This is a genomic window from Pseudomonas sp. S30_BP2TU TE3576, from assembly GCF_050436025.1.
Taxonomy (GTDB): Bacteria; Pseudomonadota; Gammaproteobacteria; order Pseudomonadales; family Pseudomonadaceae; genus Aquipseudomonas.
This window is the reverse complement of the sequence record NZ_JBNDLK010000001.1, coordinates 1,588,317-1,613,641: the sequence shown is the minus strand read 5'-3', so window position 1 is coordinate 1,613,641 and position 25,325 is coordinate 1,588,317. Positions and strand designations below refer to the sequence as shown.

At 61.7% G+C, this 25,325-nt stretch carries 13 protein-coding genes; 4 read left to right on the top strand and 9 right to left on the bottom strand.

From position 1 onward, the window contains the following. Positions 1–99: 99 nt before the first annotated feature. Complete coding sequence (locus tag ABIA48_RS07305; RefSeq protein WP_007914492.1) at positions 100–228, top strand: PA1414 family protein; 129 nt, start codon at positions 100–102, stop codon at positions 226–228. Positions 229–422: 194 nt separating this feature from the next. On the opposite strand, the gene ABIA48_RS07300 is transcribed toward ABIA48_RS07305, so the two are convergent. The 6 genes from ABIA48_RS07300 to speB all read right to left on the bottom strand — a co-directional run bounded on the left by ABIA48_RS07300 (position 423) and on the right by speB (position 6,011). Beyond that, a complete protein-coding gene (locus tag ABIA48_RS07300) occupies positions 423–674 on the bottom strand; it encodes an acyl carrier protein (protein ID WP_429487576.1) in 252 nt (83 codons plus the stop codon). Between the two features lie 55 nt (positions 675–729). Next, complete coding sequence (locus ABIA48_RS07295; RefSeq protein ID WP_429487574.1) at positions 730–1,455, bottom strand: MBL fold metallo-hydrolase; 726 nt, start codon at positions 1,453–1,455, stop codon at positions 730–732. Between the two features lie 85 nt (positions 1,456–1,540). Continuing rightward, positions 1,541–2,920 carry a sodium:solute symporter gene (locus tag ABIA48_RS07290; RefSeq protein WP_322614406.1) on the bottom strand — a complete coding sequence of 460 codons (1,380 nt, stop codon included), beginning with the start codon at positions 2,918–2,920 and terminating at the stop codon, positions 1,541–1,543. Between the two features lie 141 nt (positions 2,921–3,061). Beyond that, positions 3,062–4,573: a purine-cytosine permease family protein gene (locus ABIA48_RS07285; protein ID WP_429487572.1), complete on the bottom strand. Its 1,512-nt coding sequence runs from the start codon at positions 4,571–4,573 to the stop codon at positions 3,062–3,064. Between the two features lie 55 nt (positions 4,574–4,628). Continuing rightward, positions 4,629–5,051 carry a YybH family protein gene (locus tag ABIA48_RS07280; RefSeq protein WP_429487570.1) on the bottom strand — a complete coding sequence of 141 codons (423 nt, stop codon included), beginning with the start codon at positions 5,049–5,051 and terminating at the stop codon, positions 4,629–4,631. Positions 5,052–5,060: 9 nt separating this feature from the next. Further along, positions 5,061–6,011, bottom strand: coding sequence for an agmatinase (gene speB, locus ABIA48_RS07275; protein ID WP_429487568.1), 951 nt, complete (start codon positions 6,009–6,011; stop codon positions 5,061–5,063). 346 nt (positions 6,012–6,357) lie between these two features. Here speB and ABIA48_RS07270 point away from each other — a divergent pair, with 346 nt between their 5' ends. Both ABIA48_RS07270 and ABIA48_RS07265 read left to right on the top strand, forming a co-directional pair. Next, entirely contained in the window at positions 6,358–7,251 is an 894-nt protein-coding gene (locus ABIA48_RS07270; RefSeq protein ID WP_007984914.1) for a LysR family transcriptional regulator, read from the top strand. Positions 7,252–7,255: 4 nt separating this feature from the next. Continuing rightward, positions 7,256–7,852, top strand: a complete 597-nt coding sequence (locus ABIA48_RS07265; RefSeq protein WP_429487565.1) for a tRNA-uridine aminocarboxypropyltransferase — start codon at positions 7,256–7,258, stop codon at positions 7,850–7,852. A gap of 145 nt (positions 7,853–7,997) precedes the next feature. On the opposite strand, the gene ABIA48_RS07260 is transcribed toward ABIA48_RS07265, so the two are convergent. Genes ABIA48_RS07260 through ABIA48_RS07250 form a run of 3 tightly spaced genes read right to left on the bottom strand, consistent with a single transcriptional unit; the run spans position 7,998 to position 12,915 of the window. Next, entirely contained in the window at positions 7,998–9,365 is a 1,368-nt protein-coding gene (locus ABIA48_RS07260) for an HlyD family type I secretion periplasmic adaptor subunit (protein WP_429487564.1), read from the bottom strand. A gap of 9 nt (positions 9,366–9,374) precedes the next feature. Continuing rightward, a complete protein-coding gene (locus ABIA48_RS07255) occupies positions 9,375–11,534 on the bottom strand; it encodes a type I secretion system permease/ATPase (RefSeq protein WP_429487562.1) in 2,160 nt (719 codons plus the stop codon). A gap of 16 nt (positions 11,535–11,550) precedes the next feature. Next, positions 11,551–12,915, bottom strand: a complete 1,365-nt coding sequence (locus ABIA48_RS07250; RefSeq protein WP_429487560.1) for a TolC family outer membrane protein — start codon at positions 12,913–12,915, stop codon at positions 11,551–11,553. A gap of 588 nt (positions 12,916–13,503) precedes the next feature. On the opposite strand from ABIA48_RS07250, the gene ABIA48_RS07245 reads away from it, so the two are divergent. Further along, entirely contained in the window at positions 13,504–25,185 is an 11,682-nt protein-coding gene (locus ABIA48_RS07245; RefSeq protein WP_429487558.1) for a retention module-containing protein, read from the top strand. The last annotated feature ends 140 nt before the right edge of the window (positions 25,186–25,325 follow it).

Sequence of the window (25,325 nt, the reverse complement as noted above, 5' to 3'; positions counted from 1 at the left end):
TTGCGACTTTGCGCGAGCATTGCGTTGGACTTCGGACTATTATCAGTGCGAAGGGGCTACAGAATTTCGGCCGCTCGGCACTACCCTGAAGGGGGCACCATGAAAGAGAAAATTCAAAACTGGCTGCATGACCTGGGCGTGGCTCTCGGTCTGATCGAACCGCCGCTGCAACCCGTGCCTATCCGCACTGATGACGAACAGCGCCGACGCCAGCAGCGTCGCCGGTAACGAATAGCTCTGAAAGGCTGGTGCTCGGGGCTTTTTGTGGCGAGGGGGCTTGCCCCCGTCCGGCTGCGAAGCAGTCGTAAATCGCCCGACGTGGTCCGCCAGATGTAACCGGGTTGAAGGGGCTTGGGGCTGCTCCGCAGCCCAACGGGGGCAAGCCCCCTCGCCACAGAACAGCATGCTTGCCATTGACAGCCTCAATCCCGCCCGATCTCCAGCAAAAACCGGCTCAAGTCATTCGCTGTCGTGGCGGTCTTGAGCATCCGGTCTTCCTCCACGGAAAACGCCGTTACACCCAACTCATCTTCCAGATGGAAGATCAGCTCTTCGATATCTTCTTTATCCAATCCCAACTGCGCCAGGCTGGCGTTGTCGTCGAAGTCATCCCGACCTTCCAGCAGGCGGCTGATAAAGCAATGCACGACAGCACGAACGGCAGCTTCTTTCATGAGCGTTCTTCGAAGAGGTGGGTGTAGTTCTCCCTGCCGCTGAGTACAGCAGGCTTTAGCCGTGTGAACGCTGCCATTCGTCAATCATGTTGCGCAAATGCTCTCCGGAAAAACTGCCGAAGTGCCCGCCATGCACCGTGCGGATCGACAAAGCGTGCAGGCGTTGCAGGCTGCGGGCGTAGTCATCGAGGTTGGAGTGGTAGGCGTCTTCGATCAGCGGGCCGTCGTAGATGATGTCGCCGCTGAACAAGGTCTCGGTGGCGGCTTCGTACAGGCAGATGCCACCCGGCGAGTGTCCCGGTGTGTGCACGACCTGCAACACTCGATTACCCAGGTCCAGCACATCTCCATCTTCGACAAACCCCGTGGCCGGCGCGGCTTTGACCCGGTATTCGGCGTAGCACAGCGGGCAATCAGGGTGCGCCTCGAACATGTCGTCGCCGACAAAGGCTTTGCTCAAGTCGTTGTCGCCATCCGGCGCGGCGAGAATGTCCGCCTCGGCCGGATGCACCAGGCGCTCGTTGAACTCGTGATGACCGGCGATGTGATCGAAGTGGCAATGACTGGCGACGGCCACCAGCGGCCGTTCGGTGATCCACGGCAGTTGTTCGCGCAAGCTGACCAGGCCCGAGCCGCTGTCCAGCAGCAGGTCTTTGTCGCGGCCCTGGATGTGCCAGAGGTTGCAGCGGTAGAAAGGCCGGATGTACGGCTCGTGAATCAGGCGGATGCCGTCACTGAGCGGTTTCACTTCGAACCACTGGTCGCGAGAAACAATCTTCATAAAACGTTTTCTCCAGACGAAAAAAAACGGGTGTGGCAACCGACGCCACACCCGTCGAAGAAAGCATCAAGTCGTTATGTATAGCTTAGGCAGCGCTGGCCACAGTCACCGGGCGAGGGGACAGCAGGCTCACCAGCACGAAGCTCACCAGGCCAACGCCGAGGCTGTAGTAGATCGGGGTGTTGGCATCCAGACCGTCCTTGAACATGAACAGCAGCGCGGTGGCGAAGCCCATGCCCATACTGGCGATGGCGCCGGCGGTGGTGGCGCGTTTCCAGAAAATCGCGCCCATCAGCGGGATCAGCATGCCGCCCACCAACAGGTTGTAGGCCAGGGTCAGGGCGCTGATCACGTCGTTCACGACCAGGGCAATGGCCAGAACCACACAGCCGGTCAACAGGGTGAACAGGCGGTTGATCGCCAGGCTCGACTGTTTGCCGCCACGCAGTTTCGGTAGCAGGTCTTCGGTCAGGGTGGTAGCAGCAGCCAGCAGGCCGGCGCTGGCGGTGGACATCATGGCGGCCAGCGCGGCAGCGATGACCAGGCCACGGATACCGTCCGGCAGGGACAGTTTGACGATGGCGGCGAAGGCGTTATTGACGTTGTCCAGATCCGGGATCAGTACGTGTGCAGCCATGCCGATCAGGGCGCAGGCCAGACCGTAGAGAATGCAGTAGATACCGGCAGCGGTACCGGCAACCTGAGCCACTTTGGCGGTCTTGACGGTGAACACCCGTTGCCAGATGTCCTGACCGATCAGGATGCCGAAGAAGTAGATCATGAAGTAGGTAATGATGGTGTCCCAGCCGATGGTGGTGAAGCTGAAGCTCGCGGCCGGCAGTTTCATTACCAACTCATCCCAGCCACCGACGCGGTACATGCAGATCGGCAGCAGGATGAACATCAGGCCTACGGTCTTGATGATGAACTGGACGATGTCGGTCAGGGTCAGGGACCACATGCCGCCAATGGCCGAGTAGATCACCACGACGCCGCCACCGAGCAGTACCGAGATCCAGAACGGCAGGCCGAACAGCACTTGCAGGACGGTGCCGATTGCCAGGATCGAGGTCACGCCGATCATCAGCGCGTAAGCCAGCATGATCACCGCGCTCGCGGAGCGGGCCATCGGGTTGTAGCGTTTTTCCAGCACCTGGGTAACGGTGTAGATCTTCAGTTTGAGCAGTGGTTTGGCGAGGAACAGGTTCAGCGCCACGATCCCGCAACCCAGTGCGGCGCAAAGCCAGAAACCGGAGATGCCATGTACGTAGCCCAGACGCACGGTGCCCACGGTGGACGCACCGCCGAGGACGGTGGCAGCCATGGTACCCATGTACAGGCTTGGGCCGAGGTTGCGCCCTGCGACCAAAAAGTCTTCGTTGGTCTTGGCCTTGCGCATGCCGTAATAGCCGAGTAGCAGCATCGCGGCAGCGTAGATGAGTACAACGAATAAATCCAAAGCCATGCTGGCGTGTCTCCGATTGTCTTTTTTATGTGAGGCTGAAAATCAATCCCTGTGGGAGCGGGCTTGCTCGCGAAAGCGGTCTGTCAGTCACATCAGTGTTGAATGTGCCGCCGCCTTCGCGAGCAAGCCCGCTCCCACCAGTCAGGCGACTTGTCGCATCGCCGGTTTAGCGAGCGAATCCGTGCTCTTGCTGCGTGAATCGTTCGGGCCGAACACTGCGCTCGATTCCGGGAACAGGCTCAGCAGCGCCAGGTACACCACCGAGGCCAGGCCCAGGGTCACTGGCAGGCTGATGTCGATACCGCCGGCCATTTCGCCCAGTGGACCGACGAATTGCCCCGGCAGGTTCACGAAGCACAGGCCGACGGCCGCGCTCGGGATCCAGGCACCCAGGCCACGCCAGTTCCAGCCGTGGGTGAACCAGTAACGGCCACCTTTTTCACCGCGGGTGAATACTTGCAGGTCATCCGGGCAGTAGAAGCCGCGACGCACCAGCAGGCCGATGATCATGATCACCATCCACGGGGTGGTGCAGGTGATGATCAGTACGGCGAAGGTCGACACGCTCTGCACCAGGTTGGCCGCGAAGCGTCCGATGAAGATGAAGGCAATCGACATCACACCGATCAGCAGCGTGGCCTTGACCCGCGACAGTACCCGTGGGAACACGCTGGACATGTCCAGGCCGGTGCCGTAGAGCGAGGTGGTGCCGGTGGACATGCCACCAATCACTGCGATCAGGCACACCGGAAGGAAGAACCAGCTCGGCGAGACTGCCAGCAGGCCGCCGACATAGTTATTGGCCGCGATGTAGTCCGGTGCCTTGATCGCTACGATGGTGGCGGTGGTCAGGCCGAACAGGAACGGGATGAACGTTGCGATCTGCGAAATCACCACCGCCGCCATGATCCGGCGCTTGGAGGTGTCACGCGGGATGTAGCGCGACCAGTCGCCGAGGAACGCGCCGAAGGAAATCGGGTTGCTCATGGCCACCAGCGCTGCACCGATGAAGGCGGCCCAGAAACCGGGTTGACCCATGTTCACGGTGCCGGCGTAGTTCGCATCGAAAGGACCTGCGAAGGCGAAGATGCCCAGCAGGAACAGCAGACTGGCACTCCACACCGCGATCTTGTTGACCCACAACAGGAAGCGGAAGCCATAGATGCACACGGTCAGTACCAGAATCGCGAACAGACCGTAGGCCAGGCCCAGGGTCAGGTCGGTTTCCGGCAGGCCGATCAGGCGTTTGGCGCCACCGATCAGCGCATCACCCGAACTCCACACCGAGAGTGAGAAGAAGGCGATGGCGGTCAACAGCGACAGGAACGAGCCGACGATCCGCCCGTGCACGCCGAAGTGCGCACCGGAAGACACGGCATTGTTGGTGCCATTGATCGGACCGAACAGGCCCATTGGCGCGAGGATCAGCGAACCCAGCAATACGCCCAGCACAATCGCCCAGACGCCTGCCTGGAAAGACAGGCCGAACAGCACCGGGAAACTGCCGAGGACGGCGGTAGCAAAGGTGTTGGAACCACCGAAGATCATCCGGAACAAATCCGTCGGGCCAGCGGTGCGTTCGTTGTCCGGGATCTGTTCGACCCCGTAGGTTTCAATTTGCGTAAGGCTTTGGTCTTTGTTGTTGTTATTCATGATCAGCTCCGATCATAAAGGCGCGCTCATCGTGCGTGAGCGTCACCTGTGTTGGCTAAGGGGGTGGCAGCCCTTCCGGCATCGCGGACAAATGTTCGTGGCAGGCCAGCCATAGGCCTTGTTGTTCTTGGCCAGACGCTTGTTTCTTGAAAACAATCGTCTCGCGCTCCTGGCTAAAGTGCTGCTCCCCTTGCATGCGCAGCTCGGTGGCTACGTCATGGATAAAAACCGCCACGTCACCCTGCAGGCTGACGAAAGCGTTGCTCGAGGTGCACGAGAGCACCTCGAAGCCATCCTCGGCGCGCCAGCTGTCCCACATCGCCTGGTAGGCGTCGCGCGACAGCAGGGGCTGTTCGAGGGTATAGAAGACGAAGCTGGCATCGGCGCTGAACGCGCCGAAGTAGGCTTCGCGATCGTTACGGGCAAAAGCGGACACCAGATCGGCGGCGGCTTTCAAAACCTGATCGCGCTCGTTCATGAACCATCCTCAGCGGTGGACTACGCCAGGCAGTACGCAGAGCATTTCGTACAGCAGGTTGGCGGCCAGCAGCGAGGTGTTACCAGTGGTGTCATAAGCGGGCGAGACTTCTACCAGATCGCAACCGACCAGGTCGAGGCCTTGGCAGCCACGAACGATCTCGATCGCCTGAATGGTCGTCAGACCGCCGATTTCCGGGGTGCCGGTGCCAGGTGCCCAGGCCGGGTCGATGCCGTCGATGTCGAAGCTCAGGTAGACCGGACCGCCACCGACTTTCTCGCGGACTTCAGCCATCAGCGGCTCCAGCGATTTGTGCCAGCACTCTTCGGCCTGAACCACACGGAAGCCCTGGTTGCGGCTCCAGTTGAAGTCGTCAGCGGTGTAGCCCTGGGCGCGCAGACCGATCTGCACGACACGGTCCGGGTCCAGCAGGCCTTCTTCGACAGCACGACGGAAGGTGGTGCCGTGGGCAATTTTCTCGCCGAACATGTGGTCGTTCACATCGGCGTGAGCGTCGATGTGCACCAGGCCGACCTTGCCGTGCTTTTTATGGATGGCACGCAGGATCGGCAGGGTGATGGTGTGGTCGCCGCCCAGGGTCAGGGGGATCACATCGTGTTCGAGGATGTTGTCGTAGGATTCTTCGATGATCCGTACGGCATCCAGCAGGTTGAAGGTGTTGATGGCGATGTCGCCGATGTCGGCAACCGACAGCGAGTCGAACGGCGCAGCGCCAGTCGCCATGTTGTACGGGCGGATCATTACCGATTCAGCGCGGATTTCGCGAGGCCCGAAACGGGTGCCTGGGCGCAGCGAGGTACCGATGTCCAGCGGTACGCCTACGAAGGCAGCGTCCAGGCCGGCAGCGGTACTCAAGTGGGGGAGTCGCATCATGGTGGCGATGCCGCCGAAGCGCGGCATTTCGTTACCGCCCAGTGGTTGGTGAAGAATCTTGTCCACGGGTAGGGCCTCATCGTCGTTGTTTTATTTATAGGGTTGCGCCGTTCACGGAAGGTACGGGCACCGTTGTGGGCCGATTCTGCGAAATGTAGTGGCCGGGAAGAATCGCTACGGGCAAATACTTAGTTCAGATTTTTCTAAACTAATTGATGTGGCAGCGATAGACTTCACGCCATACGCAGAACCCCTGATGCCTGGCAATCCAGGGGTGAGCACTGCAACCATTGTGGGAGCGGGCTTGCTCGCGAAGGTGTCGTATCAGTCGCCATCAATGTAAATAGATACACCGCTTTCGCGAGCAAGCCCGCTCCCACAGGGTTTGTGTTCCCTTCCACCGGAGCCCGACATGGCCAACGCTTTACCCGACCTGAAACTATTGCGCATCTTCGTCAGCGTGGTGCGGCATCAGGGCTTCGCCAACGCCCAGCAGGAACTCAATCTCTCGACGTCGGCCATCAGCACCTACATGAGCCAGCTCGAATCGGCCCTGGGCCTGGTGCTCTGCCATCGCGGTCGTGGCGGTTTCAGCCTGACCAGCAAGGGTGAGCTGTTCCATCAGGAAACCCTGCGTCTGTTGGGCGAACTCGAGGGCTTCGAGCAGTACGCCGCCGCGCTCAAGGGCGAGTTGCGCGGTACGTTGAACCTCGGAGTGATCGACTCCACCGTCAGCGACAAGGCTCTGCCGTTCGCCGAAGCCATCGGCGCCTACAGCCAGGAACACCCGGCCGTGCACTTGCACCTGTCGGTCATGAGTCCTTACGAATTGCAACTCGGCGTGCAGGACAACCGTCTTGACCTGGCCATCGGTGCGTTCTCCACGCGCATGAGCGGCCTGGTGTACATGCCGCTGTACCGTGAACAACACTGGTTGTATTGCAGCACGCGCCATCCACTGTTCAATGAGCGGCGCATTCCCGAGCAGGTCATCACCCAGCAGCGCATGGTCGGTCGTGGCTACTGGAGCCAGGCTGAACTGGCGCGTCACGGCTTCAAGCACAGCGCCGCGACCGTGGAAAGTATGGAAGCCCAGTTGATTCTGGTGCTGTCCGGCGCCTACATCGGCTATTTGCCGGAGCACTACGCCCAGGCTTGGGCCGACAAGGGCGACTTGCGGGTGTTGCTGCCGGCGACATTCGGTTATCAGGCGCCGTTCTCGATGATCGTGCGCCGGGGCCGCAGCCGCGAGCCGCTGATCCAGACGTTCCGCGACTTGCTTAAAGCCCAACTGAATCAGGCCTGAGAAGATGTCCAGAATCCACTGCCCGCGCTGCCTGCGCCCGCAAAGCCACTGCCTGTGCCCGTTGATCCCGAGCCTCGACAGCCGCAGCCGGGTGTTGCTGTTGCAGCATCCGGGCGAAGTGAACCATGCGCTGAATACAGCGCGGTTGGCAGCGTTGGGTTTGAACAATGCCGAGTTGATCGTGGGGGAGGTGTTCGAGGATTTGCCGGCATTGCTCAATCAGCCTGGATTTCAGGCGCGTTTGTTGTTCCCCGGAGACGATGCGCAGCCGATGCAGGCTTATGCCGCGACAGACGAACCGTTGTTGCTGGTCGTCCCGGACGGCACCTGGCGCAAGGCGCGCAAGATGCTGCACCTCAATCCGCTGCTGGCGGCGTTGCCGAGGGTGACGCTGGCCGAAGGCGGTGTGTCCCGCTATCGCCTGCGCAAGGCGCCGGGACCGGGAGCGTTGTCGACGGTGGAGGCGATTGTGCAGGCGCTTGAAACCCTTGAGGCACCGACTTCGTTTGCGCCGTTGTTAAAGCCATTCGAGGCATTGATCGATGGGCAGATTGCGGCGATGGGGGAGGAGGTTTACCAGCGTAATCATTCTGAAAAATGATCGGTGGTCTTGCCGGCCTCATCGCGAGCAAGCTCGCTCCCACAGGTTTTGTCATGTTCGCAGATTTTGTGTACGACACGGACACTGTGGGAGCGAGCTTGCTCGCGATGAGGCCAGATCAATCACCACAAAACCCGGATAATCACTACCGCTCCCGCATCGCCTCGGTCCGCGCTTTCAACACCGGTTTAAGCAAGTAATCCAGCACCGTTTTCTCCCCGGTAATAATGTCCACCGTCGCCACCATCCCCGGGATGATCAGCAGCGGTTTCACATCCCCGCCCAGATGGTTTTTGTCAGTGCGCACCTGAATCAGATAAAAGCTGTTGCCCTTGTCGTCGGTGATGGTGTCGGCACCGATCAGCTCCAGCTTGGCGCTCAGGCCGCCGTAAATCGTGTAGTCGTAGGCACTGAACTTGACCATGGCTTTCTGGCCCGGATGCAGGAATGCAACGTCTTGCGGGCGGACCTTGGCTTCAATCAGCAGGTTGTCTTCCAGCGGCACGATTTCCACCATGTCACTGCCCGGTTGAACTACGCCGCCGATGGTGTTGACCTTCAACAACTTGATGATGCCGTGCACCGGCGATACGACCGTGGTACGGGTGACACGGTCGTCGATGGCGATGCTCGATGCCGTGATTTTCGACAGGTCGGTGCGTTTCTCATTCAACTCTTTGGCGGCTTCCGAGCGGAAGGTCTGTTCCGACTCATCAATCTTGCTTTTGATCTCGTTGATCGCCGATTCGGCCCGGGGAATCGCCAGGGTGGTGGCGTTCAGCGAGCCGCGAATCTCCACGGCGCTGCGTTTGAGCCGCAGGATTTCCACCGGTGACACCGCACCCGTGCCCACCAGCGGCGTGGACATGTTCATTTCTTGTTGCAGCAGCGCCAGGCTGGAGCTGAACTGTCCCTGTTTCGAGCGGAACTCTGCCAACTCCTGGGTTTTTTGCCGAAGTTGCTCGGTCAGCGTGCGCTGCTCGCTCGCGAGTCGACGTTGCCGCTGCTCGTACAGCGAGCGCTCGTCTTCGGCCACTTGCGGGGCTTTGGCGATCACTTCTTCTGATAGCTTGAACGGCCGACCCTCAGCCTCGGCCGAAAGCCGTTCGACCTGCGCGGTCAAGGCATAGCGATCGGCTTCGCTTTCGCCCTTGTTCGACAGGTAGCGGGTGTCATCCAGGCGCAGCAAGGTGTCGCCCTTGTTCACCATTTGCCCTTCACGGACGAAAATTTCAGTGACGATGCCGCCCTCCAGATTCTGGATCACCTGGACTTTGCTCGACGGAATCGCTTTGCCTTCGCCCATGGTCACTTCCTGCAACACGGCGAATTTAGCCCAGACCAGTGCGCTGACGACCAGCGCGGCGGCCAGCCACACGGTGATTCGCGACCAGCGCGGTGAGTCCTGCAATGAGGCGCCGGCGGTTTCCGGCATGAATTCGACTTCGGCGCTTTTGCCGAAGCTGTTGAAGTAGCCACGTGCTTTCGTTGTTACAGGCAGGTCAGCAGACATGGCCAACTCCTAAACAGCCGCAGAGCCGACACGGCCCTTGCGCAGTGCATCGATGACCGCTTCTTTCGGGCCGTCGGCAACGATCCGTCCGTTGTCCAGCACCACTAACCGGTCGACCAGGCTCAGCATCGAGGTGCGGTGAGTCACCAGCAGCACGGTTTTGCCCTGGACCCAGCCGTGGAGTTTTTTCCGCAGAACGTCTTCGCTGCTGTTGTCCATGGCGCTGGTAGGTTCGTCCAGCAACAGGATCGGCGGGTCGAGCAACAATGCCCGGGCCAGCAAAACCGCCTGGCGCTGACCGCCGGACAGCAGTTGTCCGCGTTCGCCCACGGGCCGGTCGAAGCCGTGCGGGTGTTGCCGGGCCAGTTCGGTGACCCCGGTCATTTCCGCCACTTCGAGCATGCGTGAGTCGCTGATGTAGCGCGCGCCGAGGGTCAGGTTATCGCGCAGGCTGCCGGCCAGCAGCGGCAGGTCGTGGGCGACGTAACCGATCTGATGCCGCAGGTCGGCGACGTCCAGTTGTCGCAAGTCCAGGCCGTCGAGCAGTAACTGGCCTTCATCCGGTTCGTAGAACCCCATCACCAGCCGCGCCAGGGTACTTTTGCCTGAGCCGCTGCGGCCGATGATGCCAATGCGTTCACCGGGTTTCACACTGAAGCTGATGTTGGCCAGGGCGGGAGCGCTCTGGCCGTTGTAGTGGAAGTTCACGCCGACGACATCCAGCGCGCCTTGCAGCTGGGTGCGCTCCAGCGGCCGTTGTCTGGCGTCGCGCTCCTGGGGCAGGCCCATCAGCGCGTCGGTGCTTTTCATGGTCAGTTGCGCTTGCTGGTAGCGGGTGATCAGGCCAGCGATCTGTCCCAGTGGCGCCAGCACCCGGCTGCCGAGCATGTAGCTGGCCACCAGGGCACCGACACTGAGGTTGCCGGCGATGATGCTGTAGACCCCGGCGACGATGGTCGCCATGCCCGACAGCTGCTGGATGAACAGCGTGCCGTTGGTGGCCAGGGCCGAGAGATTGCGCGCATGGCTGTCGAGGCGGGTGAGGGCGCCGTGGGTGCTTTCCCATTTGTGCTGGCGTTCGCTTTCGGCGCTGCAGGCCTTGAGGGTTTCCAGGCCGCTAAGGGTTTCGATCAACAGTGCCTGGCGTTCGGCACCGAGGCTGAGGCTCTTTTGTACGGTGTCGCGCAGGCGTACCTGGATCACCATGGCGAAGATAATGGTGATGGGAAACGCCAGAATCGGGATCACCACCAGCCAGCCACCGAGCAGGCCGATCACCAGCAGCATCAGCAGGCAGAAGGGCAGGTCGATCAGGCTGGTGAGGGTCACAGCGGTGAGAAACTCCCGCAGGCCCTGGAAGTCATGAATGCTTTGGGCAAAACCACCGATGGTCGCCGGCCGTGCTTTCATCGCCATGCCGGTGATGCGCTCGAACAGGGTGGCCGACAGGATCACGTCGGTTTTCTTGCCGGCAGTATCCAGCAAGTGCGCGCGCACGACTCGCAGCACCAGTTCGAAAACGGTGCCGATCAGCAAACCGATTGCCAGCACCCACAAGGTCGAAGTGGCCTGGTTCGGCACCACACGGTCGTAGGTCTGCATCACGAACAGCGGCACCATCAGACCCAGCAGGTTGATCAGGAAACTCGCCAGAAGCGCATCGCTGTAGAGCCATTTCGACAGTTTCAGCGTATCGCGAAACCAGGCCTGGACCCGAGGCACCAGCGGCGAGCGCAAGTCTTCGAGTTCGTGGCGTGGCCGGGCAAACAACGCCTGGCCACTGTAGTGTTCGGCCAGCTCTTCAGCGCTGAGCCATTGTTCGCCGCCGTCGGCTTCGCTGGGCAGGATCAGCACCTTGCCGTCCTCGCCATAACGGCGCAGGACGGCCGTGCGGCCGTTGTTGAGCAGCAGCAGCACGGGCAGGTTGAGCGGGGAAATGTCCTTGAGGTCACGGCGCAGCAAACGCGCCTGCAAACCGGCCCGGGCCGCTGCGCGGGGCAGCAGGTCCAGGCTCAGGCGTTGGTGTGCCATGGGGAGCCCGGCACTCAGGCTGGCGCGACTGACCGTCGCGCCATGGAGTTTGCAGAGGATCAGCAGACCGTCCAGAAGCGGGTCATCGAAGCTCAGGCGCGGATCGACACCGGTGTTGCCGGGTTCCATGCTGGTCATTGAACCCTCCCATGCACTACTTCATATCAGGCAGTCGAGCTTCGTTTTTCACTTCGGTCTGGGCGATCGCGTCGGCGGGCAGTACAACCCTTTGTTTGCTCAACAACTGGCCCATGTTCGCCAGGACGCGGTACATCGAAAACTCTTCGGTGTAGCGCACTTCGGTGTAGCGACGGTTAGCGTTGTAGAGTTCGTTTTCACTGTCCAGCAGGTCCAGCAGGGTCCGTTGACCGAGGCCGAACTGATCCTGGTAGGCAATGCGTACGCGTTTGCTGGTGTCGGCGTATTCACGGGCGGTCGGAGTTTGTTTCTTGGCATTGACCATGGCGTTCCAGGCCAGGTGAATGTTCTCGTTGAGCTGGCGCAGGGCATTGTTACGGATATCCATGGCCTGGTTGATCTTGTGCGAGTCGGAGGCCAGGCGCGCCTTGTCGCTGCCGCCGCGGAACAGGTTGTAGTTCATCACCACGCCGACCCGCCATTCGTTGTCGTGGCCTTTGTCACCCTGCACGTTGTTGTTCGCGCCCACGGCAGCCTCGGCGTCGAAGCGCGGATAGAACGGCGACTTGGCGACTTCGTACTGGCTTTCGGCCGATTGCACGTCGGCCTGCGCGGATTTCAGGTAAGGGTTGTTTTCCACCATGCTCTGCTGGGCTTCGGGCAGGGAGGTAGGGACTTCGCCGCGAATCGACGGCGGGGTTTCGAGTTCATCGGGCATGCGCCCCACAACGGCATAGAAGTTCGACTCGGCATCAGCCAGATCGACTTCGGCGGTGTCGAGGTTGTTTTCTGCCAGTGCCCGACGAGCCGAGGACTGGTCGGCATCGGCGTTGCTGCCCACGCCGCGCTGGGTGCGCAGGCCGATCTGATCGTTGACCCGCAAGTGCGCTTGCAGGTTGTTCTTGGCTAGTGTTACCAGTTCGCGGCGTTTGAGAACTTCGAGGTAAACCTCGGTGGTGCGCAGGGCCAGATCCTGAGCCGTGCCTTGAGCGTAATAGGCTCGCGAGTTGACCACACCTTGGGTGCGCCCGACTTCATTAGCGGTGTTGAACCCGTCAAAGAGCATTTGCCGCAGGCGCAATTCCGACTGGGTGTAGTTCAAGGTTTCAGTGTTGTGCCCGTTGGGGGTGAGCGCCCGGGTATTGGTGTTATCGCTGTACGCGCGCCCGTAGGCGGCGTTCAAATCAACCGATGGATAAAAGCCCCCTTTGGCGACCTTTACGTCCTCATCCGCTGACAGACGGCTGTCCACCCGTGATGCCAGCTCCGGGTGGGTCGCGATGGTGCTCTGGATCGCTTCGGTCAGTGTCATGGCCTGAGCCTGGGACGAGCAGGCCATGGCCAAAAGAACCGCGCTGCCGAGGGGGGTCAATAGGCGCATGTACATCTCCCTGGTTCCTGATGGAGCTTATCAGCCGCCAATTATTTGACGACATTTATAGGTAAAGTTGTTTCACTTCCTTAACAAAAGAGCTAAGAACATTCTGGAGCGTAGCTAAGAAATTTTTTTCATAACGACTATGCAAAAAAAAACTTATGCGCTCTGCAAAATCCAGCACATTGTTCAATGCGAAAGCCCTTGTTTTATGGGCTCTAGGGCGCTCATCGGGGTTTGAGGAAAGTTCCAATCCACTTATCGACATAGAGCGGAGAAGTGCTGGAGGGGAGGGATGCGAACGATCTGGTGGCGACGGTTTTTTGTCACTTGACTGATTCAAGATCGTTACGCATTGCTCACAGGCAACGTTGTTGCGGATAGGGATCGAATGCCATTGATTGCAGAGGGTATTTCCCGAAATCGCAAACAGCGCCGTGAGCGACCGACTGGGCGAGATCGTTGCCGGGGCTGGGGTTTATTCAAGTAAACCGGCAGCCGGAATACGATCCGCCAGACAACCCGCTTGAGCCATGCGCACGTTCTTCGCACAAACAAGGTGCCGACAGCGGTTGGCAGCGGAGGAAGTGCACCATGGCTACGCTCATCGGTATCGTCAGTAAGGTCATCGGCCAGGTGTTCGCGGTTGCGAGCGACGGCACCCGGCGTGTTTTGGTCGAGGGGGACCGGTTGTTCGCTGGCGACCAACTGAGCACCGGCGCTGAAGGCGCGGTGGCGGTGCATCTGCAAAATGGCCAGGAACTGACCCTCGGGCGCGGCAGCAGCATGCAGATGACACCGCAGCTGCTTGCCAATCAGATTCCTCATGTGGACACCCCTGAAGCAGTGACGCCGAGCGAGGCGCAGCTGACGGATGTCGAAAAGCTGCAAAAAGCCATTGCGGCGGGCGACGACCCAACCCAAACCGCTGAAGCCACCGCTGCCGGGCCTGCCACGACTACCGGTGTGCCGGGTGGCGTCCAGGGCAGTGGCCATAGTTTCGTCCTGCTTGAAGAAGTGGGCGGGCGAGTCGACCCGATCATTGGCTTCCCCACTGCTGGTTTCAATGGCATTCCCGAACTTCCCGAAGAACGCCTGAACGCTAATCCGGACAACACTGTAGCGGCCGATGCGCCTGTGGTGCCGCCAGTGACGCCGGAGGTGCCGAACAATCCGGTCACCCTCAATGGCCTGTCGGAGCAGAATGGCGAGCGGACCGTCAATGAAGCCAACCTGGCCGATGGTTCGGCGCGGAACGAAGGCTTGCTGACGCGAAGCGGGACCTTCACCATCAATGCGCCAGACGGGCTGACCAGCCTCAGCATCGGCGGAATCCACTTGATCAGCGGCGGCGTGGCGGCAGGTTTCCCGCAGTCGATCACCTCCCCGCTGGGCGGCACGCTGACCGTCACCAGTTACAACCCGGCAACGGGCGTGGTCAGTTACAGCTACACCCTCAACCGTGCCGAATCCCACGCAAGCGGCGAGGGTGCCAATAGTCTTGTCGAACACGTCACCGTGGTGGCCAGCGACAGCAATGGCGACAGCGCTACCGGTACGCTGGATATCAGCATCACCGACGACGTGCCCAAAGCAGTCGATGACAACAATGGCACTGCCTCGGAAACCCTGCTGACGCTGAGCGGCAACGTGCTGAGCAACGACGTGCAAGGCGCCGACCGCGTAACGCTCGGGGAAAACAGCGGACCCATCACCCCCGGCACTTTCACCGGCACTTACGGCACGTTGGTGCTGAATGCCAACGGCACTTACACCTATACGCTGAACACCAACGATGCCGACTTCAAGGCGTTGCACGGCGGTGGCGACGGCACCGAAACTTTCAGCTATACGTTGACGGACGCCGATGGCGACAGCAGCACGGCGAACCTGGTGCTGCAACTCCACAACAACGATGACCCGATCACGATTGGCGGTTTGAGTGCTGAGGGCGGCGAGTTGACCGTCTTCGAGAAGAACCTCAGCGATGGCAGCAGCTCCGACGCACCGGCGCTGACCCAGAGCGGCACCTTCACCGTCGCCGCGCTGGACGGCGTGACGAGCCTCACCGTCGGTGGCATCGCCGTGGTCAGCGCTGGCGTGACCGCCGGCTTCCCGCAATCGATCCCCACGCCGCTGGGCAGCACGCTGACCGTCACCGGGTTCAACGCCGCCACCGGCGTCGTGAGTTACAGCTACACCCTCAACGACAACGAAGCGCACCCGACCGCCGACGGTGCCAACAGCCTGCCCGAGCAGTTCGCCGTGACCGTGGTCGACGACAACGGCAGCACCGCCACCGGCAGCCTCGACGTGAACATCGTCGACGACCTGCCGCAAGGGGTGAATGACACGAATGCTTCGACCGCCTCGGAAACCCTGCTGACGTTGAGCGGCAACGTGCTGAGCAACGACGTGCAAGGCGCCGACCGCGTGCTGCTCGGGGAAAATGCCGGCCCGATCACCCCCGGCACCTTCACCGGCACTTACGGCACGTTGGTGCTGAATGCCAACGGCACTTACACCTATACGCTGAACACCAACGATGCCGACTTCAAGGCGTTGCACGGCGGTGGCGATGGTACGGAAACCTTCAGCTATACGTTGACGGACGCCGATGGCGACAGCAGCACGGCGAACCTGGTGCTGCAACTCCACAACAACGATGAACCGATCACGATTAGCGGTTTGAGTGCTGAGGGCGGCGAGTTGACCGTCTTCGAGAAGAACCTCAGCGATGGCAGCAGCCCCGACGCACCGGCCCTGACCCAGAGCGGCACGTTCACCGTGACCGCGCTGGATGGCGTGACGAGCCTGACCGTGGGCGGCATCGCCGTGGTCAGCGCTGGCGTGACCGCCGGCTTCCCGCAATCGATCACCACGCCGTTGGGCAGCACGCTGACCGTCACCGGGTTCAACGCCGCCACCGGTGTCGTGAGTTACAGCTATACCCTGGTCGACAACGAAGCGCACCCGACCGCCAACGGTGCCAACAGCCTGCCCGAACAGTTCGCCGTGACCGTGGTCGATGACAACGGCAGCACTGCCACCGGTTCACTGGACGTGAACATCGTCGACGACCTGCCGTATGGCGTGGACGACAGCAATGGCACCGCCTCGGAAACCCTATTGACACTCAACGGCAACGTACTGAGCAACGACGTGCAAGGCGCTGACCGCGTACCGCTCGGGGAAAATAGTGGACCCATCACCCCCGGCACCTTCACCGGCACTTACGGCACGTTGGTGCTGAACGCCAACGGCACCTACACCTACACCCTCAACACCAGCGATGCCGATTTCAAGGCCTTGCACGGCGGCGGCGACGGCACCGAAACCTTCAGCTACACCCTCACCGATTCGGACGGCGACAGCAGCAGCGCCTACCTGGTGCTGCAGATCCACAACAACGACAATCCGGTGACCCTCAACGGCCTCAACGTGTATGGCGGTGAGCTGACGGTCTACGAGAAACACCTCAGCGACGGCAGCAGCCCCGACGCGCCGGCCCTGACCCAGAACGGCACGTTCACCGTGAATGCCCTCGACGGCCTGCAAACCCTGGCCGTCGGCGGCATCGCTGTGGTCAGCGCTGGCGTGGCCGCCGGCTTCCCGCAGTCGATCACCACGCCATTGGGCAGCACCCTGACCGTCACCGGGTTCAACGCCGCCACCGGTGTCGTCAGCTACAGCTACAGCCTCAACGACAACGAAGCGCACCCGACCGCCAACGGCGCCAACAACCTGCCCGAGCAGTTTGCCGTGACCGTGGTCGACGACAACGGCAGCACTGCCACCGGCAGCCTCGACGTGAACATCGTCGACGATCTGCCGCAAGGGGTGAATGACACGAATGCTTCGACCGCCTCGGAAACCCTGCTGACGTTGAGCGGCAACGTGCTGAGCAACGACGTGCAAGGCGCTGACCGCGTGCTGCTCGGGGAAAATGCCGGCCCGATCACCCCCGGCACCTTCACCGGCACTTACGGCACCCTGGTGCTCAATGCCAACGGCACTTACACCTATACGCTGAACACCAGCGATGCCGACTTCAAGGCGTTGCACGGCGGGGGCGATGGTACGGAAACCTTCAGCTATACGTTGACGGACGCCGATGGCGACAGCAGCACGGCGAACCTGGTGCTGCAAATCCACAACAACGATGACCCGATCACGATTGGCGGTTTGAGTGCTGAGGGCGGCGAGTTGACCGTCTTCGAGAAGAACCTCAGCGATGGCAGCAGCTCCGACGCACCGGCGCTGACCCAGAGCGGCACCTTCACCGTCACCGCCCTCGACGGCGTGACGAGCCTGACCGTCGGCGGCATTGCCGTGGTCAGCGCTGGCGTGACCGCCGGCTTCCCGCAATCGATCACCACGCCGTTGGGCAGCACGCTGACCGTCACCGGGTTCAACGCCGCCACCGGTGTCGTCAGTTACAGCTACACCCTCAACGACAACGAAGCGCACCCGACCGCCAACGGTGCCAACAGCCTGCCCGAACAGTTCGCCGTGACCGTGGTCGACGACAACGGCAGCACCGCCACCGGCAGCCTCGACGTGAACATCGTCGACGACCTGCTATATGGCGTGGACGACAGCAACACCAGTACCGCTTCGGAAGCCCTGCTGACCTTGAGCGGCAACGTGCTGAGCAACGACGTGCAAGGTGCCGACCGCGTGCCGCTCGGCGAAAACGCCGGCCCCATCACCCCCGGCACTTTCACCGGCACCTACGGCACGTTGGTGCTGAACGCCAACGGCACTTACACCTACACGCTGAACACCAGCGATGCCGACTTCAAGGCCTTGCACGGCGGCGGCGACGGAACCGAAACCTTCAGCTACACCCTCACCGATTCGGACGGCGACAGCAGCAGCGCCTACCTGGTGCTGCAGATCCACAACAACGACAATCCGGTGACCCTCAACGGCCTCAACGTGTATGGCGGTGAGCTGACGGTCTACGAGAAACACCTCAGCGACGGCAGCAGCCCCGACGCACCGGCCCTGACCCAGAGCGGCACGTTCACCGTCACCGCGCTGGATGGCGTGACGAGCCTCACCGTCGGCGGCATCGCCGTGGTCAGCGCTGGCGTGGCCGCCGGCTTCCCGCAATCGATCACCACGCCGCTGGGCAGCACGCTGACCGTCACCGGCTACAACCCGGCGACCGGTGTCGTCAGTTACAGCTACAGCCTCAACGACAACGAAGCGCACCCGACCGCCGACGGTGCCAACAGCCTGCCCGAGCAGTTCGCCGTGACCGTGGTCGACGACAACGGCAGCACCGCCACCGGCAGCCTCGATGTGAACATCGTCGACGACCTGCCGTATGGCGTGGGCGACAGCAACACCAGTACTGCTTCGGAAACCCTGCTGACGTTGAGCGGCAACGTGCTGACCAACGACGTGCAAGGTGCCGACCGCGTAGCGCTCGGTGAAAACAGTGGGCCGATCACCCCCGGCACCTTCACCGGGACTTACGGCACCCTGGTGCTGAATGCCAACGGCACTTACACCTACACCCTCAACACCAGCGATGCCGACTTCAAGGCGTTGCACGGCGGCGGCGACGGCACCGAAACCTTCAGCTACACCCTCACCGATTCGGACGGCGACAGCAGCACCGCCTACCTGGTACTGCAGATCCACAACAACGACAATCCGGTGACCCTCAACGGCCTCAACGTGTATGGCGGTGAGCTGACGGTCTACGAAAAACACCTCAGCGATGGCAGCGCACCGGATGCCACCGCCCTGACCCAGAGCGGCACCTTCACCGTCACCGCCCTCGACGGCGTAACGACCCTCACCGTCGGCGGCATCGCCGTGGTCAGCGCTGGCGTGACCGTCGGCTTCCCGCAATCGATCACCACGCCGCTGGGCAGCACCCTGACCGTCACCGGGTTCAACGCCGCCACCGGTGTCGTGAGTTACAGCTACAGCCTCAACGATAACGAAGCGCATCCCACCGCCAACGGTGCCAACAACCTGCCCGAGCAGTTCGCCGTGACCGTGGTCGACGACAACGGCAGCACGGCCACTGGCAGCCTCGACGTGAACATCGTCGACGACCTGCCGCAAGGCGTGAATGACAGCAACGCCAGTACCGCCTCGGAAACCCTGCTGACGTTGAGCGGCAACGTGCTGAGCAACGACGTGCAAGGCGCTGACCGCGTAGCGTTCGGGGAAAATAGCGGACCGATCACCCCCGGCACCTTCACCGGCACTTATGGCACCCTGGTGCTGAATGCCAACGGCACTTACACCTACACCCTCAACACCAGCGATGCCGATTTCAAGGCCTTGCACGGCGGCGGCGACGGTACGGAAACCTTCAGCTACACCCTCACCGATTCGGACGGCGACAGCAGCACGGCCTACCTGGCGCTGCAGATCCACAACAACGACAATCCGGTGACCCTCAACGGCCTCGACGTGTATGGCGGAGAGCTGACGGTTTACGAGAAAAACCTCAGCGATGGCAGCAGCCCCGACGCACCGGCGCTGACCCAGAGCGGCACCTTCACCGTCACCGCCCCCGACGGCGTGACGAGCCTCACCGTGGGCGGCATCGCCGTGGTCAGCGCTGGCGTGACCGTCGGCTTCCCGCAATCAATCACCACGCCGCTGGGCAGCACCCTGACCGTCACCGGGTTCAACGCCGCCATCGGTGTCGTGAGTTACAGCTACAGCCTCAACGATAACGAAGCGCATCCCACCGCCAACGGTGCCAACAACCTGCCCGAGCAGTTCGCCGTGACCGTGGTCGACGACAACGGCAGCACGGCCACTGGCAGCCTCGACGTGAACATCGTCGACGACCTGCCGCAAGGCGTGAATGACAGCAACGCCAGTACCGCCTCGGAAACCCTGCTGACGTTGAGCGGCAACGTGCTGAGCAACGACGTGCAAGGCGCTGACCGCGTAGCGTTCGGGGAAAATAGCGGACCGATCACCCCCGGCGCCTTCACCGGCACTTATGGCACCCTGGTGCTGAATGCCAACGGCACTTACACCTACACCCTCAACACCAGCGATGCCGATTTCAAGGCCTTGCACGGCGGCGGCGACGGTACGGAAACCTTCAGCTACACCCTCACCGATTCGGACGGCGACAGCAGCACGGCCTACCTGGCGCTGCAGATCCACAACAACGACAATCCGGTGACCCTCAACGGCCTCGACGTGTATGGCGGAGAGCTGACGGTTTACGAGAAAAACCTCAGCGACGGCAGCAGCCCCAACGCGTCGGCCCTGACCCAGACCGGCACGTTCACCGTGAATGCCCTCGACGGCGTGACGAGCCTCACCGTGGGCGGTATCGCCGTGGTCAGCGCTGGCGTGGCCGCCGGCTTCCCGCAATCGATCACCACGCCGCTGGGCAGCACGCTGACCGTCACCGGGTTCAACGCCGCCACCGGCGTCGTGAGCTACAGCTACACCCTCAACGACAACGAAGCGCACCCGACCGCCGACGGCGCCAACAGCCTGCCCGAACAGTTCGCCGTGACCGTGGTCGATGACAACGGCAGCACCGCCACCGGTTCACTGGACGTGAACATCGTCGACGACCTGCCATATGGCGTGGACGACAGCAACACCAGTACTGCTTCGGAAACCCTGCTGACCCTCAATGGCAACGTACTGAGCAACGACGTGCAAGGCGCTGACCGCGTACCGCTCGGGGAAAATAGTGGACCCATCACCCCCGGCACTTTCACCGGCACTTACGGCACCCTGGTCCTGAACGCCAACGGCACTTACACCTACACCCTCAACACCAGCGATGCCGATTTCAAGGCCTTGCACGGCGGCGGCGACGGCACCGAAACCTTCACCTATACGCTGACGGACGCCGACGGCGACAGCAGCAGCGCCTACCTGGTGTTGCAGATCCACAACAACGACAATCCGGTGACCCTCAACGGTCTCAACGTGTATGGCGGTGAGCTGACCGTCTACGAGAAACACCTCAGCGACGGCAGCGCACCGGATGCCACCGCCCTGACCCAGAGCGGCACCTTCACCGTCACCGCCCTCGACGGCGTAACGAGCCTGACCGTCGGCGGCATTGCCGTGGTCAGCGCTGGCGTGACCGTCGGCTTCCCGCAATCGATCACCACGCCGCTGGGCAGCACCCTGACCGTCACCGGGTTCAACGCCGCCACCGGAGTGATCAGCTACAGCTACACCCTCAACGACAACGAAGCGCACCCGACCGCCAACGGTGCCAACAGCCTGCCCGAGCAGTTCGCCGTGACCGTGGTCGACGACAACGGCAGCACCGCCACCGGCAGCCTCGACGTGAACATCGTCGACGACCTGCCATATGGCGTGGACGACAGCAACACCAGTACCGCCTCGGAAACCCTGCTGACCCTCAACGGCAATGTGCTGAGCAACGACGTGCAAGGCGCCGACCGCGTACCGCTCGGTGAAAACAGCGGACCCATCACCCCCGGCACCTTCACCGGCACTTACGGCACCCTGGTGCTGAATGCCAACGGCACTTACACCTACACCCTCAACACCAGCGATGCCGATTTCAAGGCGTTGCACGGCGGCGGCGACGGCACCGAAACCTTCACCTATACGCTGACGGACGCCGACGGCGACAGCAGCACGGCGAACCTGGTGCTGCAGATCCACAACAACGATGACCCGATCACGATTGGCGGTTTGAATGTTCAGGGTGGCGAACTCACCGTCTTCGAGAAGAACCTCAGCGACGGCAGCAGCCCCGACGCGTCGGCCCTGACCCAGAGCGGCACCTTCACCGTGAATGCCCTCGACGGCCTGCAAACCCTCACCGTCGGCGGCATCACTGTGGTCAGCGCTGGCGTGACCACCGGCTTCCCGCAATCGATCACCACGCCACTGGGCAGCACCCTGACCATCACCGGTTACAACCCGGCGACCGGAGTGATCAGCTACAGCTACACCCTCAACGATAACGAAGCCCATCCCACCGCCAACGGCACCAACAGCCTGACCGAGAACTTCAACGTCGTTGCCACCGATATGGACGGCGACAGTGCGACCGGGCAGATCAACGTCAATATCGTCGATGACCTGCCGAGCGCCAAACCTGACTCGTCGTCGGTAGTGGAGGGCGGCACCGTCAACATCAGTGTGCTGGGCAACGACATCAGCGGCGCCGATGGTCCGGCGACGGTGGTCGGCGTGCGCGCCGGCAGCAATACCGCGACGTCGGCCATCGGCGGGCTGGGCAACCAGATCAACGGCACCTATGGCTACCTGACCCTCGATGCCAACGGCAACGCGGTGTATCACAGCAACCAGAATTCGGTCGGTGATCCAGGAGCCACCGATACGTTCACCTATACCGTGCGTGATTCCGATGGCGATGAAAGCACCACCACCATCACCATCGATGTGGCCAACAGCAACATCAAGGCCAGCCCCGATAGCGATGTGACGGTCTACGAAAAAGCCCTCGACCTGAGCAAGGACGGGCAGGACCTGGCCGCCGGTACGGTCACCGGCAGCGACCCGGGCAACACTGGCGAAACCGCGTCCGGCACCCTGGTCGGTTCGGTCTCGGGTGCCAGCGGGGCGCTCACCTACACTCTGGTCGGCAGTGGCACCGGTACTTACGGGCAAATCCTGCTCAACCCCGACGGCAGCTACACCTACACCCTGACCTCGGCGCCGAAAACCTCGCCGAATGCCAACGACGGGCCGAACAGCCTGAGTGAAAGTTTCACCTACAAAGCCACCGATGCGCTGGGCAACAGCAGCACCAGCACCATCGTGGTCAACATTGTCGATGACGTGCCAAAGGCGGTGGCAACGGATCGCTCGGTGGCGGCGGTGGAGATTGATTCCAACCTGCTGATCGTGCTCGACGTTTCCGGCAGCATGGCCGACCCTTCCGGTGTGTCGAACCTGTCGCGGCTGGAACTGGCCAAGCAGGCCATCAGTGCCTTGCTGGATAAATATGACGACCTCGGCGATGTGAAAGTGCAACTCGTCACTTTCAGCAGCAGCGCCACCGACATGACTTCGGTATGGGTCGATGTTGCGACCGCCAAGACCCTGCTGGCTGGCCTCACCGCGAACGGTGGCACCAACTACGACGCGGCCGTGGCGACCATGCAGACTGCGTTCAACACCTCGGGCAAATTGACCGGTGCGCAAAACGTCGGCTACTTCTTCTCCGACGGCAAGCCCACCACCGGCCAGGAAATCGGCACTGCCGACGAGACCGCGCTGAAAGCCTTCCTCGATGCCAACAACATCAAGAACTACGCGATCGGCCTGGGCAGCGGCGTGAGCAACGCCAACCTCAATCCACTGGCCTATGACGGCAGCAGTCACACCGACACCAATGCGGTGGTGGTGACCGACCTCAACCAGCTCAACTCGGTGCTGTCCGGCACAGTGATCGGCGCACCGGTGACCGGTTCGCTGCTGGGCGAGGGCGGTACCTTCGGCGCCGATGGCGGCTTCATCAAAACCGTCACGGTGGACGGCACCACGTACACCTACGATCCGAGCGGCAACAGCAATCAGGGCTCGCTGAACTTCAGCGGCGGGCTCAACCACGGCACGTTCAACACCGTGGACAACACATTGAGCATTGCCACCAACAACAGCGGTACCTTGCAGATCAACCTCGACACCGGTGAATACGCCTACATTTCGCAGAAAACCACCTCGGTGTTGATCACCGAAAACATCGGATTCACCGTCAGCGATAACGACGGCGACCTGGTCAGTTCCACCCTGACGGTCAAAATCATACCGAACGCACCGCCCGTGGCCGCCGATGACCATGTCATCACCAACGTGCTCTCGGGGACCATCGTGGTGCCGGGTGAACTGTTGCTGGCCAACGACACCGACCCCAACGGCGATCAACTCTCGGCGACACCCACCTCGTTCAACACCGGCTGGATTGTGAAGGGCGCGGACTTCACCGGCACCGGCGCGATCGACTTCGCCGGCACCAACAACAGCCCCGCCAACCAGAGTCTGGCGGACGTGCGCAATGCGTTTGCGGCCAACGCGGCGACCATGACGGCGCTGCTGGTAATCAGTGGCTATCTCGATAAAGCAAACAGCTCCAATGGCAACAATGAAGACCTCATCACGATCAAGCTGAAACAGGGTGAGACGCTCAACCTCGATCACGACCTGGCAGCCGGGCACGTCACGATGGAGTATTCGCTCAACGGTGGGGCGTTCGTAAGCATCGCCGATGGCGGCACCATCACCGCCAGCGCGGATGGCACTTACCAGATCCACATGACCAACATCACGAACACCAGTGGCGGCAATACGAATGCGGCGGAAAACTATCAACTGACCATGACCGTCAACTACGCCGGGGCGCACGATGTCACCCCGGACTACCACGGCACCTATACCGCCAACGACAACCATGGCGGCAGCGACTCGGCCAACCTGACCATCAGCTATCAGGATGGTCACACCCTCACCGGCACCAGCGGGGATGACGTACTGGTGGCGGGCACGGGCGACAACATCATCAATGCCGGCGACGGCAACGATGTGCTCACGGCAGGCTCCGGTAACAACGAACTGCATGGCGGCGCCGGCAATGATTGGCTCTACAGCGGCGCGGGCAACGATCTCCTCGACGGTGGCACGGGTATCGACACGGCCAGCTACGCCCATGCCACCGCCGGGGTGACGGTCAATCTCAGTCTGCCCGGTGCGCAAAACACCCTCGGGGCGGGCACTGACACTCTGACCAGCATCGAAAACCTCACCGGCTCGAACTTCAATGACACGCTGAGCGGCGACAACAACAGCAACGTGATCAACGGCGGCCTGGGCAACGACATCCTCAATGGCGGAGGTGGCGATGACTGGCTGATCGGCGGCCTGGGCAACAACACCCTCACCGGCGGGGCGGGAGTCGACACCTTCCAGTGGCTCAAGGGCAACAGCGGTCATGATCTGATCACCGACTTCACACCCGGCACCGACAAGCTCGACCTGTCGCAATTGCTGCAAGGGGAAAACGGTACCGCAGCTTCGCTGGATGACTACCTGCACTTCACCGTCACCGGCAGCGGGCCGTCGACGGTGACCAGCATCGATGTCAGCGCCATGGCCGGTGCCGCACCGAACCAGACCATCGACCTGGCCGGCGTCAACCTCGCCAGTCAATACGGTGTAACGCCGGGAGCGGGTGGGGTGGTCGCGAGCGGGCATGACACAGCGACCATCATCAACGGCATGCTCAACGATCATTCGTTGAAGGTGGATACCGTGTGATCTGAAAGTCTGAACGAAAAACCCGCCATTCCTGCGCAAGGGATGGCGGGTTTTTTGTTGTCTGCGCCAAAGGTATCTGTCCGACCGACGGTAACGAAAACTGTAATTTCTGACAGTGGTCAGCGCCCTGCGTCTGCCGT